This window comes from Streptomyces sp. NPDC002054 (assembly GCF_040296685.1).
Classification (GTDB): domain Bacteria; phylum Actinomycetota; class Actinomycetes; order Streptomycetales; family Streptomycetaceae; genus Streptomyces.
On record NZ_JBEOXT010000003.1, the window covers coordinates 12,524 to 25,129 of the forward strand.

Annotated in this window: 10 protein-coding genes; 7 read left to right on the plus strand and 3 right to left on the minus strand. The window is 73.2% G+C overall.

Features of this window, described 5'->3' with window-relative positions:
• The first annotated feature begins 72 nt into the window (after window positions 1-72).
• The 5 genes from ABT123_RS03285 (at window position 73) to ABT123_RS03305 (ending at window position 4,279) form a co-directional block, all read left to right on the plus strand.
• Window positions 73-951, plus strand: coding sequence for a helix-turn-helix domain-containing protein (locus ABT123_RS03285; RefSeq protein ID WP_351309060.1), 879 nt, complete (start codon window positions 73-75; stop codon window positions 949-951).
• A 125-nt stretch (window positions 952-1,076) separates the two neighbouring features.
• The gene (rimO, locus tag ABT123_RS03290) at window positions 1,077-2,573 is read left to right on the plus strand and encodes a 30S ribosomal protein S12 methylthiotransferase RimO (RefSeq protein ID WP_351309063.1); all 1,497 of its coding nucleotides are present in this window, start codon (window positions 1,077-1,079) and stop codon (window positions 2,571-2,573) included.
• Window positions 2,570-3,232: a CDP-diacylglycerol--glycerol-3-phosphate 3-phosphatidyltransferase gene (pgsA, locus tag ABT123_RS03295; protein WP_351309066.1), complete on the plus strand. Its 663-nt coding sequence runs from the start codon at window positions 2,570-2,572 to the stop codon at window positions 3,230-3,232. Before rimO ends, pgsA begins: the two co-directional genes overlap by 4 nt.
• A complete protein-coding gene (locus ABT123_RS03300) occupies window positions 3,229-3,786 on the plus strand; it encodes a CinA family protein (protein WP_351309069.1) in 558 nt (185 codons plus the stop codon). Before pgsA ends, ABT123_RS03300 begins: the two co-directional genes overlap by 4 nt.
• 109 nt (window positions 3,787-3,895) lie before the next feature.
• Complete coding sequence (locus ABT123_RS03305) at window positions 3,896-4,279, plus strand: helix-turn-helix domain-containing protein (protein ID WP_351309072.1); 384 nt, start codon at window positions 3,896-3,898, stop codon at window positions 4,277-4,279.
• Window positions 4,280-4,598: 319 nt separating this feature from the next.
• On the opposite strand, the gene ABT123_RS03315 is transcribed toward ABT123_RS03305, so the two are convergent.
• On the minus strand, window positions 4,599-5,363 hold the full coding sequence (locus ABT123_RS03315; protein ID WP_351309077.1) for an SDR family NAD(P)-dependent oxidoreductase: 765 nt from the start codon (window positions 5,361-5,363) through the stop codon (window positions 4,599-4,601).
• Window positions 5,364-5,396: 33 nt separating this feature from the next.
• On the minus strand, window positions 5,397-6,203 hold the full coding sequence (locus ABT123_RS03320; RefSeq protein ID WP_502970847.1) for an Fpg/Nei family DNA glycosylase: 807 nt from the start codon (window positions 6,201-6,203) through the stop codon (window positions 5,397-5,399).
• 133 nt (window positions 6,204-6,336) lie between these two features.
• Between ABT123_RS03320 and ABT123_RS03325 the strand changes: the two genes are divergently transcribed.
• Window positions 6,337-7,053, plus strand: a complete 717-nt coding sequence (locus ABT123_RS03325) for an NADPH-dependent F420 reductase (protein ID WP_351309080.1) — start codon at window positions 6,337-6,339, stop codon at window positions 7,051-7,053.
• Between the two features lie 30 nt (window positions 7,054-7,083).
• Here ABT123_RS03325 and ABT123_RS03330 read toward each other — a convergent pair whose 3' ends face one another.
• Complete coding sequence (locus tag ABT123_RS03330; protein ID WP_351309083.1) at window positions 7,084-11,676, minus strand: ATP-dependent helicase; 4,593 nt, start codon at window positions 11,674-11,676, stop codon at window positions 7,084-7,086.
• Between the two features lie 81 nt (window positions 11,677-11,757).
• On the opposite strand from ABT123_RS03330, the gene ABT123_RS03335 reads away from it, so the two are divergent.
• Window positions 11,758-12,585, plus strand: coding sequence for an AraC family transcriptional regulator (locus tag ABT123_RS03335; RefSeq protein ID WP_351309086.1), 828 nt, complete (start codon window positions 11,758-11,760; stop codon window positions 12,583-12,585).
• Window positions 12,586-12,606 lie beyond the last annotated feature (21 nt).

Below are 12,606 nucleotides of genomic sequence, written 5' to 3' on the forward strand. Positions count from 1 at the left end.
GTTGCTCCACCCTTTCGTCACCCCCCTAGACTGGACATCCAGCAGGTGGCTACACGCTCGAAAGGCGCCCTCGTGTCCATCGGCAACTCCAACTCCCCCGAAGACGACCAGCCTTCGACCGCCGAAGAGCGGCCGGACGACGGGCCGTCCATCGGCCGGACCATCCAGCAGGCCCGGATCGCCGCCGGGCTCACCGTCGACGAGGTCAGCTCCATCACGCGCGTGCGCGCCCCGATCGTGCACGGGATCGAGCAGGACGACTTCACCCGCTGCGGCGGCGATGTCTACGCCCGCGGCCACATCCGTACGATCGCCCGCGCGGTGGACCTCGATCCGGTTCCGCTGGTGGACGCCTACGACGCGGCGCACGGCGGCCGGCCGGCTCCGACTCCGGCGGCGCCGCTGTTCGAGGCGGAGCGGATCCGTCCCGAACGCCAGCGGCCGAACTGGACCGCCGCCATGGTCGCGGCGATCGTCGCCGTGATCGGGTTCGTCGGCTTCACCGCCTTCGGCGGCGGCGAGGACAACACCAAGCGGCCGGTGGCGGAGGGAACCGCCTCACCGAAGCCGGCGTCCAAGCCGACCGGCAAGGTGATCACCCCGACCCCGCAGCCCCCGAAGGCCCCGTCCCCCAAGCCGGAGCCCTCGGACAGCGCCATCGCGGCTGCGCCCAAGGACCTGGTGACCGTGGTCCTGACGGCCAACGACGGGGAGAGCTGGATCTCGGCGAAGGACTCCACCGGCCGCACGCTGTTCGACGGCATGGTCGAACAGGGCGACTCCAAGACCTTCACGGACAAGGAATCCATCGATCTCGTACTCGGCGACGCCGGGGCCGTCCAGCTGTTCGTGAACGGCAAGGAGATCAAGGACGACTTCCAGTCGGGGCAGGTGGAGCGGCTCACCTACACCAAGGACGACCAGCGCCAGGGCCAGGCCCAGGCGGGCTGACCGCCCCCGAACAGGCAATTCCGGATCCCCGGGGTACCGCGCGGCGCCCGCCGTCCGCCCCGGGGATCCGTGCGTACGGGGACGCGCGGCGGGTGCCGGGGCGCGGACGAAGTAGTCTTGAGTCCATGCCCGAACGCCGTACCGTCGCCCTTGTCACTCTTGGCTGCGCCCGTAACGAGGTGGACTCGGAGGAGCTCGCAGGCCGCTTGGCAGCGGATGGCTGGGAGCTCGTCGAGGACGCCGCCGATGCGGACGTCGCCGTCGTCAACACCTGCGGCTTCGTCGAAGCCGCCAAGAAGGACTCCGTAGACGCCCTGCTGGAAGCCAACGATCTCAAGGATCACGGCAAGACCCAGGCCGTCGTCGCCGTCGGCTGCATGGCCGAGCGCTACGGCAAGGACCTCGCCGAAGCCCTCCCCGAGGCCGACGGGGTGCTCGGCTTCGACGACTACGCCGACATCTCCGACCGCCTTCAGACCATCCTGAACGGCGGCATCCACGCCTCCCACACCCCGCGCGACCGGCGCAAGCTGCTGCCGATCAGCCCGGCGGACCGGCAGGCGGCGCCCGAGGTCGCGCTGCCCGGGCACGCCCAGGAACCGGTGGTGCCCGCGCCCGCCGACCTCCCCGACGGCCTGGCCCCCGCCTCCGGCCCGCGCGCACCGCTGCGCCGCCGGCTGGACAAGAGCCCGGTCGCCTCGGTGAAGCTGGCCTCCGGCTGCGACCGCCGCTGCTCCTTCTGCGCCATCCCGTCCTTCCGCGGCTCCTTCATCTCGCGCCGCCCCAGCGATGTGCTGGGCGAGACGCGCTGGCTGGCCGAGCAGGGCGTCAAGGAGGTCATGCTGGTCTCCGAGAACAACACCTCGTACGGCAAGGACCTCGGCGACATCCGGCTGCTGGAGACCCTGCTGCCGGAACTGGCCGCGGTCGAGGGCATCGAGCGGGTCCGGGTCAGCTACCTGCAGCCCGCCGAGATGCGTCCCGGGCTGATCGACGTACTGACCTCCACCCCCAAGGTGGTGCCGTACTTCGACCTGTCCTTCCAGCACTCCGCCCCCGACGTGCTGCGCGCCATGCGCCGCTTCGGCGACACCGACCGGTTCCTGGAGCTGCTGGACACCATCCGGGCGAAGGCGCCGCAGGCCGGTGTGCGGTCCAACTTCATCGTGGGCTTCCCCGGTGAGACCGAGTCCGACTTCGCCGAGCTGGAGCGTTTCCTCACCCACGCGCGGCTCGACGCGATCGGCATCTTCGGCTACTCCGACGAGGAGGGCACCGAGGCCGTCGGCTACGAGAACAAGCTCGACGAGGAGGTCATCGCCGAGCGGCTCGCCCACATGCAGCGGCTCGCCGAGGAGCTCACCTCGCAGCGCGCCGAGGAGCGGATCGGGGAGACTCTGGAGGTGCTCGTCGAGTCCGTGGAAGCGGTCGACGAGGACGGCGACGGGGCCTACGGGCGTGCGGCGCACCAGGCTCCGGAGACCGACGGCCAGGTGGTCTTCACGGACAGCACCGGGCTGGTCCCCGGCCGTATGGTCATGGCGAAGGTGGTGGGCACCCTGGGCGTGGACCTGGTCGCCGAGCCGCTGGGCCTGGAGGAGCTTGAGGAGGCGGCCGGATGACCGGAGTCCCGGCATCAGCGGCGGGCGGGGCCGGCCGACGGCCGGGCACGGCGCCCGGCGGAAAGCTGGGGGCTGCGGCCGTCAACCAGGCCAGCCTGTGGAACATCGCCAACATCCTGACGATGGTCCGGCTCGTGCTGGTGCCGGGATTCGTCCTGCTCCTGCTGGCCGAGGGCGGCTATGACCCGGTCTGGCGGGCGTGGGCCTGGGCGGCCTTCGCCGTAGCGATGATCACGGACGTCTTCGACGGGCATCTGGCGCGGACGTACAACCTGGTCACGGACTTCGGGAAGATCGCCGATCCGATCGCCGACAAAGCGATCATGGGCTCGGCGCTGGTATGCCTGTCCTGGCTCGGTGACCTGCCCTGGTGGGTGACCGGAGTGATCCTGGGCCGGGAGCTCGGCATCACCCTGCTCCGCTTCTGGGTGATCCGGTACGGGGTGATCCCGGCCAGCCGGGGCGGAAAGCTGAAGACCCTGGCCCAGGGCGTGGCCGTGGGCATGTACGTGCTCGCCCTGACCGGCCCGCTGGCCACCTTCCGCTTCTGGGTGATGGCGGTGGCCGTGCTGCTGACCGTCGTCACGGGTCTGGACTACATCCGGCAGGCCGTGCTGCTCCGCCGCCGGGGAATCGCCGCGGAGCGGGCCGCAAGGTGACATACGGGGCCGCGGACTCGAAAGTGGCCGGAGCGGCGGTCGACGCCGCCTCGCTCGCGGCGGAAGTTCTTCGGCTCCTTGCGGAGAGTGACGGAACCATTGCGGTCGCCGAGTCGTTGACCGGAGGGATGGTGGCCGCAGAACTCACCGCCGTCCCGGGTGCCTCCCGGTCCTTCCGCGGCTCCGTCACGGCGTACGCCACCGAGCTCAAGCACTCCCTGCTCGGCGTGGACGCCGAGCTGCTCGCGACGCACGGAGCGGTGAACCCGCAGGTCGCGGCGGAGATGGCGGCCGGTGTGCGGGGGGCGCTGGGAGCGGACTGGGGGATCGCGACGACCGGTGTGGCCGGTCCGGACCCTCAGGACGGGCAGCCGGTGGGCACGGTCTTCGTGGCCGTGGCGGGTCCGGAGAGCGGGAAAACCGCCCGACTGCGGTTGAACGGCTCCCGTGCGGAAATCCGTAGGGAGAGTGTACGGACAGTGCTCGAACTGCTGTCGAGCGAACTCCGCGGGAATGCGCGGGGGCAGGATACGGAACAGAACGGGGGGATTTGATGTTTGCAGCCCTGAGTGAACACGACATCGCTCCCCGCACGGCCGCGGCGCGAGGCGGTACGGTGGGGCGTGAAGGATGCGGCTACACGGTCAGAGGAGGGAGCCACCGATGATTCTGCTCCGTCGCCTGCTGGGTGACGTGCTGCGTCGGCAGCGCCAGCGCCAGGGCCGTACTCTGCGCGAAGTCTCCTCGTCCGCCCGAGTTTCGCTCGGCTATCTCTCCGAGGTGGAGCGGGGGCAGAAGGAGGCATCCTCCGAGCTGCTCTCTGCGATCTGCGACGCGCTGGACGTACGGATGTCCGAGCTGATGCGCGAAGTCAGCGACGAACTGTCGCTGGCCGAGCTGGCACAGTCGGCCGCGGCAAGCGAACCGGTGCCGGCGCCGGTACGCCCGATGCTCAACTCGGTCTCCGTGACCTCGGTCGCGGGTGGACCGTCGGAGCGGGTGACCATCAAGGCGCCTGCGGAAGCGGTGAACGTCGTAGCCGCGTGAGTGCTTGAGTGTGGCCGGAGCCCCGGCCGGTGCGGATTCACTGCCGCCCCGGCCGGGGCTCCGTGCTGTTCGCTCCGTGCTGTTCTGGGTGCGCGGCGGCAGGGGGTACGGGACGATGGGCGGGTCCGGGTCCCGCCCCGCTGGGAGGCAACCGTGCCCCGCTTGCTCATACCCTTGGCCCTGGTGGTCGGGACGCTGTGGTGGTGGGCCGTGCTGAAACTGGCACTGGCGCCCGCGGCGTCCGGTCCGGTGGAGGGCGCGGTGGCAGTGGGCGGCTGGGGGCTGAGCCTGCTGCCCGTGCACTGCACCCGGCAGGTCATCACCAGGGCATCGCGACTCCGCCGTTCGGGCGCAGAATCTGGCCCGTCATGAAGGACGAGGCGTCCGAGGCGAGGTAGAGCACGGCCTGGGCGATGTCCTCGGGCTCCCCGACCCGGCGGAGCGGGGACATCCGGATCATCATGGCCTCGGTCTGCTCCTGGACCTCGGAGCCGTGCCGGCCGGTCATGGGGGTGCGGATCCAGCCCGGGGCGACGGCGTTGACGCGGATGCCCTGCGGGCCGGTCTCGGCGGCCAGGGTCTTGGTCAGCTGCACCACGGCGGCTTTGGCGGCGCTGTAGCAGAAGAGCCCGGGGCCGGCGGTGTCGACCGCTCCGGAGGCCATGGTGACGATGGAGCCGGGGGTGCCGGCCGCCAGCATGGCCCGGGCCGACTCCTGGCAGGCGTACAGGACGCCCTTGAAGTTCACGTCGAGCACCCGGTCGAGGTCCTCGTCCAGGGTGTCCACCACGCTGCTGGTGTGCATGATCCCGGCGATCGCGCCGGTGATGTCGAGCCGGCCGGCGGCGGTGACGGCGGCTCTGACCGCGGCCCGGTCGGTGACGTCGAGGGGGTGGGCTACGGCGGCTCCGCCCTTGTCGGTGATCAGGGCGACGGTCTCGGCCAGCCCTCCTTCGTCGCGGTCGGCGCAGTGGACGGTGGCGCCGGCCTCCGCGAGGAGCCGGGCGGAGGCCCGTCCGATGCCGCTCGCGGCGCCCGTGATCAGCGCGGTGCGGCCGGTGAGGTCGTACGAGGCGATGGGCATGACCGGGACGGTACGACCGGATCTGACGGTCCGTCAATGGTTGGGGTGGGCCGGGGCGGGGTCCGGGTCGCGGATCGGGCCGGGCTGGCAGCGGGGGCACCAGTAGGTGGGGCGGCCGTCCTGTTCGGCGCGGCGGATGGGGGCGCCGCAGCGCAGGCAGGGGCGGTGCTCGCGTCCGTAGACGAAGAGGTCGGGGCTGCGCCGGCCGGTGGTGTTGCGGGGGCGGTCCTTGTTGGCCTCCAGGAGCCGGTGGGCAGCCGCCGCCAGCCGTAGCGGGTCCGGGGCCGCGCCGACCGGGGTCCAGGGGGTGACCTGGGCCAGGAAGCAGAGCTCGCACTTGTACACGTTCCCGATGCCGGCCAGGTTGCGCTGGTCGAGGAGGGCCTCGCCGAGGGGGCGGGCGGGGTCGGCGCGGAGGTTGGCGGCGGCCCGCTCCGGGTCCCAGTCCGGGCCCAGCAGGTCGGGGCCGAGATGGCCGACGGCCGCCTCCTCGTCGGCGGTGTGCAGCAGCTCCAGGACGGGGAGGCGGTAGCCGACGGCGGTGTGGCGGTCGGTGCCGAGGACCGCCCGGATCTCGTGGGCCGGACCGCCGTGCCAGCGCTCGCCCGGGGCGAAGACGTGCCAGGCGCCGTCCATCCGGAGATGGCTGTGCAGGGTGAGGCCGCCGTCGATCCGGGCGAGGAGGTGCTTGCCGCGCGGGGTGACGTCCAGGACCCGCCGCCCGGTGAGATCGGCGGTGGCGAACCGGGGCACCCGCAGGTCGCTCCGGGTCAGGATCTCTCCGGCCAGGGCGGCGTGCAGCCGCCGGGCCGCCCGCCAGACGCTGTCTCCTTCGGGCATGGGTCCATTGTCCGCCCGGGCGCCCCTTCCGCCGTCGTGGGGCGGCCTCCTTGTGCGTGGAGGAGTTGCCGGGGGCACCGACCGGAGAGAGAGTCGGCACCGGGGAGAGCACGGGTGAGAACGGAGAGACGGCATGAAGATCGCAGTCCTCGGCACCGGCGGCGGAGGCCGTGCGCACGCCGCCAAGCTGCTGGAACTCGGGCACGAGGTTGTCGTGGGCACCCGTGACTCGCAGGTCACCCTCGGCCGTACCGAACCCGACTTCATGGGCATCGAACCCTTCGGCCAGTGGCTCGCCGACTACCCCGGCATCGAGCTCATGAACTTCGACGATGCGGCCGAGAACGCCGAGTTCGTCGTCAACGGCATCGACGGCGCCAACGCGCTGCAGGTCCTCACCGACATCGGCAGACACCTGGCCGGCAAGACCGTCATGGACTACGCCGTTCCCTTTATTTACAACCCCCAGCAGGCCCACCCGTGGCCCACCCCCTGGGGGGTGATGCCGGCCCTCGACCCGGTGGACTCCGACAGCCTGGGCGAGCGGATCCAGCGCGCCCTGCCGGAGGCCAAGCTCGTCAAGGCCTGCGTCACCCAGGAACAGGACACCGTCGTCAACCCGCAGCGGATCGGCGGCGGAGACCACACGATCTTCATCGCGGGCGATCACGCAGACGCGAAGGAGCAGGTCACCGGGCTGCTGCGGTCCTACGGCTGGCAGGACATCCTCGACCTCGGGCCGCTGGTCTGCGCCCGGGGCATGGAGATGTACAGCCATATGCACAGCGCCATCCAGTTCGCACTCGGCGGGCACTTCGGCATCAAGGTGGTGCGCGGCCCGGCCGGCTGAACCTGCGCTCCGGCCGGCCCGGGCCGCCGCTCAGCGGCGCAGCCGCAGGCCCCTGGGGGTGGCGTGGAAACCCGCCGCCTCCAGCATCTTCCCCAGCGGGGAGGTCAGGGCCGCGGCCGTGTTGATCCGCTCCACCGTGAGGTCCGGCACGGTACCCGCCCGGGAGGCCGCGGCCAGCGCGCCGGTCGCCGCCTCCAGCCGCGGGTCCTCGGCGGGCGGCCAGGCCAGCAGGGTCTTACCGCCGCGCTCCAGGTACAGGACCAGCTCACCGTCCACCAGCACCACCAGCGAGCCCGCCTTGCGGCCCGGCTTGTGCGAAGCCCCGGCCGGCGGCTCCGGCCAGGCCAGGGCCGCCCCGTACGCATTCGCCGGATCGGCCGCCGCCAGCACCACGGCGGCCAGCGGCGCCGGGGTGCGCTCCGCCGCCCGCAGCCGGTCCACCGCCCCGTCCATGGCGAACTGGGCCGCGCCCAGCCCCTCCACCACATAGCCCCGGCGGGCCTGGCCGCTGTCCTCGAAGGCGGACAGGATCCGGTAGACAGCGCTGAACCCGCCCTCCACCCCCTCGGCCTGCACCGCGCCCCGGGTGACCACCCCGTGCCGGTCCAGCAGGGTACGGGCCAGCGCGTGCGCCCGGTGGGTCGGCTCCGGAGCATGCGCCGGGAGCAGCGACCAGCGGCCGGAGACCGTGGGCGGGCCGGGCCGGGACACCGAGGCGCTCAGCGTGCCGTACCGGCCGCGCGGAATCGTACGGCGGGCCCGGTGCGCGGTGGCCCCCGCCGTCCGCCCCGAGCCCAGCAGGGAGCGGAGCGGGGCCAGCGTGTCGTTCGTCAGCCGGCCCGACCAGGCGAGGTCCCACAGCACTTCCGACAGCTGGACGTCGGTCGCCTCGGGCCATCCCGTCCGCACCGACTCCGCGATCTGGCGGAAGAACAGGCCGTACCCCCCGGCCAGGCAGTCCAGCACCGCCCGGTGCAGCGGACTCTCCTCCAGCGGGTGCGGCGGCGGCAGCAGGAGCGGCGCCGCATCCGCGAGGTACAGCGACACCCAGCCGTCCTTGCCGGGCAGGGCCCCCGCACCCGCCCAGACCACCTCGCCGGTCGTGGTCAGCTCGTCGAGCAGGGCCGGGGAGTAGCCACTGACCCGGGACGGCAGGATCAGCCGCTCCAGCGCCGAGGCCGGCACCGGGGCACCCTGCAACTGCTCGACCGCGCGGGCCAGCCCGTCGATCCCGCGCAGCGCCCCGCCCAGGTGCTGCCACTGAGGGAGGAAGGTGGCCAGCGCGGCCGGCGGGACGGGCTCCAGCTCCTGCCGGAGCGCCGCCAGGGAGCGGCGGCGCAGCCGCCGCAGCACGGTCGCATCGCACCACTCCTGACCGATCCCGGAGGGATGGAACTCGCCCTGGACCACCCGCCCGGCCGCCGCCAGCCGGTGCAGTGCCCCTTCGGTCACCGCGGCACCCAGCCCGAACCGGGCCGTGGCGGCGGCCGTGGTGAACGGGCCGTGGGTGCGGGCGAACCGGGCCAGCAGATCACCCAGCGGATCCTTCACCGGCTCGGTGAACGCCTCCGGGACACCCACCGGCAGCGCCGTGCCCAGAGCGTCCCGCAGCCGGCCCGCGTCCTCGATCGCCGCCCAGTGGTCGGCGCCCGCGATCCGGACCGGGATGACCCGGCGAGCTGCGGCGAGCTCCCGGGCCCACGCCGGGTCCGCGCCCCGCTCGGCCAGCTCGGCCGCGGTCAGCGGGCCCAGCAGCCGGAGCAGATCGGCCACCGACTCGGCGTCCTTGGCCCGGCGGTCCTCCGTCAGCCACTGGAGCTCCCGCTCCAGCTCGGCCAGCACCTCCGGATCCAGCAGCTCCCGCAGCTCCGCCTGGCCGAGCAGTTCGGCCAGCAGCCGGGAGTCCAGCGACAGCGCCGCCGCCCGGCGCTCCGCGAGCGGGGAGTCCCCCTCGTACAGGAACTGGGCCACATACCCGAACAGCAGGGACCGGGCGAACGGGGAGGGCTCGGGGGTGGTGACCTCGACCAGACGGACCCGGCGCGCCTCGAGGTCCCCCATCAGCTCGGTCAGGCCCGGCACGTCGAACACGTCCTGGAGACATTCGCGCACGGCCTCCAGCACGATCGGGAAGGACCCGAACTCGGATGCCACCGACAGCAGCTGGGCGGCCCGCTGCCGCTGCTGCCACAGCGGGGTCCGCTTGCCCGGGCTGCGGCGCGGCAGCAGCAGGGCCCGGGCCGCGCACTCCCGGAACCGGGAGGCGAACAGCGCCGAACCGCCCACCTGCTCGGTGACGATCCGGTCCACCTCGCCCCGGTCGAAGGCGACATCGGCGGCGCCCAGCGGGGCCTGCTCGGTGTCGAACTCGAAGGCCGGCGCGCCCAGCGGGTCGTGGTCGAGGAGGTCCATGCCCAGCAGGTCGGCGTCCGGCAGCCGCAGCACGATCCCGTCGTCGGCATGCATCACCTGCGCGTCCATGCCGTACTTCTCGGCGAGCCGGGCGCCCAGCGCCAGCGCCCACGGGGCGTGCACCTGCGCGCCGAAGGGGGAGTGGACCACCACCCGCCAGTCGCCGAGCTCGTCCCGGAACCGCTCCACCACGATGGTCCGGTCGTCGGGCACATGACCGCAGGCCTCGCGCTGTTCCGCCAGATACGCGAGCACATTGCCGGCGGCCCAGGCATCCAGCCCGGCCGCCAGCAGCCGCAGCCGGGCTTCGTCCTCGGACAGGCCGCCGAGCTCCCGGAGGAACGCGCCGACCGCCCGGCCCAGTTCCAGCGGCCGGCCCAGCTGGTCGCCCTTCCAGAACGGCAGCCGGCCCGGCACCCCCGGCGCGGGCGAGACCAGCACCCGGTCCCGGGTGATGTCCTCGATCCGCCAGGAGGTGGTGCCCAGGGTGAACACGTCCCCGATCCGGGACTCGTACACCATCTCCTCGTCGAGCTCGCCGACCCGGCCGCCGCCCTTCTTCGGGTCGGCGCCGGCGAGGAACACCCCGAACAGGCCGCGGTCCGGAATGGTTCCGCCGGAGGTGACCGCGAGCCGCTGTGCGCCCGGCCGGCCCGTGATCGTGCCCGCCACCCGGTCCCAGACCACCCGGGGCCGCAACTCCGCGAAGGCGTCCGAGGGATAACGGCCCGCCAGCATGTCCAGGACCGCGGTGAACGCCGACTCGGGCAGCGCGGCGAACGGCGCCGCCCGCCGCACCAGGGCGACCAGGTCGTCCAGCTGCCAGGTGTCCATCGCGGTCATCGCCACGATCTGCTGCGCCAGTACGTCCAGCGGATTCGACGGGATCCGCAGCGACTCGATGGCCCCGGACCGCATCCGCTCGGTGACCACCGCCGACTGCACCAGATCGCCCCGGTACTTGGGGAACACCACACCCCTGGACACCGCACCGACCTGGTGCCCGGCCCGGCCCACCCGCTGCAGCCCCGAGGCCACCGACGGCGGTGACTCCACCTGCACCACCAGGTCCACCGCCCCCATGTCGATGCCCAGTTCCAGGCTGGAGGTCGCCACCACGGCCGGCAGCCGGCCGGCCTTCAGATCCTCCTCGACCAGCGCCCGCTGCTCCTTGGACACCGAGCCGTGGTGCGCCCGCGCCAGCAGCGGCGGGGCGCCCTTCGCAGCCCCCGACTGGGCCATGATCTCGGCCGGCGGCGGTGCCCCCTCGGCCAACGGCAGGCCCGTGGCCCGCTCGTACGCGATCTCGTTGAGCCGGTTGCACAGCCGCTCCGCGAGCCGCCGTGAGTTGGCGAACACGATCGTCGACCGGTGCGCCTGCACCAGATCCGCGATCCGCTCCTCCACATGCGGCCAGATCGACGGCTTGTCCCCGCCCTCCCGGCCCTCCGTGGCCGGCGAGCCCCCCAACTCGCCCATGTCCTCGACCGGGACGACCACCGACAGGTCGAACTCCTTGGTCGACGGCGGCTGGACGATCTCGACCCGGCCGCGCGGCGCCAGATACCGGGCCACCTCCTCCACCGGCCGGACCGTCGCCGACAGCCCGATCCGGCGGGCCGGACGCGGCAGCAGCTCGTCCAGCCGCTCCAGGGACAGCGCCAGATGCGCGCCCCGCTTCGTCCCGGCGACCGCGTGCACCTCGTCCAGAATCACCGTCTCGATCCCGGCCAGGGCCTCCCGGGCCGCCGAGGTCAGCATCAGGAACAGCGACTCGGGAGTGGTGATGAGGATGTCCGGCGGCCGGGTGGCCAGCGCCCGCCGCTCCGCCGCCGGGGTGTCCCCGGACCGGATCCCCACCCGGATCTCCGGCTCGGGCAGCCCCAGCCGCACCGACTCCTGCCGGATCCCGGTCAGCGGGCTGCGCAGGTTCCGCTCCACATCCACCGCGAGGGCCTTCAGCGGAGACACGTACAGCACCCGGCAGCGCTTCTTCGGATCGGCGGGCGGCGGGACGGAGGCGAGCCGGTCCAGCGCGGCCAGGAAGGCCGCCAGGGTCTTGCCGGACCCGGTCGGCGCCACCACCAGCACGTCCGAGCCCGCACCGATGGCCCGCCAGGCCCCCTCCTGCGCGGAGGTGGGCGCGACGAAGGCCCCCGTGAACCAGGAACGGGTCGCGGGGGAGAACGAGTCGAGCGCGGAGCCGGCCATGGCACCATCGTGCACCCCGCCACCGACAACGGGCCGGACCTGGGGAAACGCACCACGCTCAGGGGGGCGCAGAATGGGGGGATGGGGAGAAACGGCGGGGAATGGGCGCGGCACTGGCAGTCCCCGGAACTGCCCGGCCTGGATCTGCTGCGCGCCCACTACGTCCGCCACACCTTCCCCCGTCACGCGCACGACGGGTACGTCATCGCGGCCGTCACCGGTGGCGTCGAGGAGATCGGCCTGCCCGGCGGTGCCGAGCGGGCCGGCCCCGGCAGCGTGGTCCTGATCAACCCCGAGGTGCCGCACACCGCCCGCGCCGGGATACCGGAGGGCTGGGCGTACGCCACCCTCTACCCGGCCCGGGACCTGGTCGCCGAGGTGGCCGCCGACCTCACCACCCTGCGCGGCACCCCCGGTTTCACCGCCCCCGTGGTCCCGGACGCCGAAGGGGCCCGCCTGATCACCGAGATCCACCGGGCCGCCGAGCAGGGCAATGTGCTGGCCGCCGACAGCCTGCTGCGGATCGTGGTGGCCCGGATGCTCCGCGGCCACGGCGGCCCGCTGCCCGGCCGGCCGGCCCCGGGTGCCGGCGCTGGCACCGCCGAGCGGGCCCGCGCGGTCCTGGAGGACCGGCTCGCCGACCCGCCGTCCCTGGAACAGCTCGCCGCACAGCTGGGCACCAGCCCGTTCGCGCTGCTGCGGGCCTTCCGCGACCGGTACGGGATGCCGCCGCACACCTGGCTGACCGATGCCCGGGTGCGGCGCGCCCGCCTGCTGCTGGCCGACGGCACCCCGCCGGCCGAGGCGGCCGTGGCGGTCGGCTTCACCGACCAGCCACACCTGAACCGGCACTTCACCCGGATCGTGGGCGTCCCGCCCGGCGCGTACCGGCGCGAGCGCACGGGGTAGGAGCGCAAGAACGTACAAGAC

Excerpts from the sequence above, each read along its gene's own strand:
- rimO (WP_351309063.1), top strand. The coding sequence starts at position 1,077 with ATGCCCGAACGCCGTACCGTCGCCCTTGTCACTCTTGGCTGCGCCCGT.
- pgsA (WP_351309066.1), top strand. The coding sequence starts at position 2,570 with ATGACCGGAGTCCCGGCATCAGCGGCGGGCGGGGCCGGCCGACGGCCG.
- ABT123_RS03305 (WP_351309072.1), top strand. The coding sequence starts at position 3,896 with ATGATTCTGCTCCGTCGCCTGCTGGGTGACGTGCTGCGTCGGCAGCGC.
- ABT123_RS03315 (WP_351309077.1), bottom strand. The coding sequence starts at position 5,363 with ATGCCCATCGCCTCGTACGACCTCACCGGCCGCACCGCGCTGATCACG.
- ABT123_RS03320 (WP_502970847.1), bottom strand. The coding sequence starts at position 6,203 with ATGCCCGAAGGAGACAGCGTCTGGCGGGCGGCCCGGCGGCTGCACGCC.
- ABT123_RS03325 (WP_351309080.1), top strand. The coding sequence starts at position 6,337 with ATGAAGATCGCAGTCCTCGGCACCGGCGGCGGAGGCCGTGCGCACGCC.
- ABT123_RS03330 (WP_351309083.1), bottom strand. The coding sequence starts at position 11,676 with ATGGCCGGCTCCGCGCTCGACTCGTTCTCCCCCGCGACCCGTTCCTGG.
- ABT123_RS03335 (WP_351309086.1), top strand. The coding sequence starts at position 11,758 with ATGGGGAGAAACGGCGGGGAATGGGCGCGGCACTGGCAGTCCCCGGAA.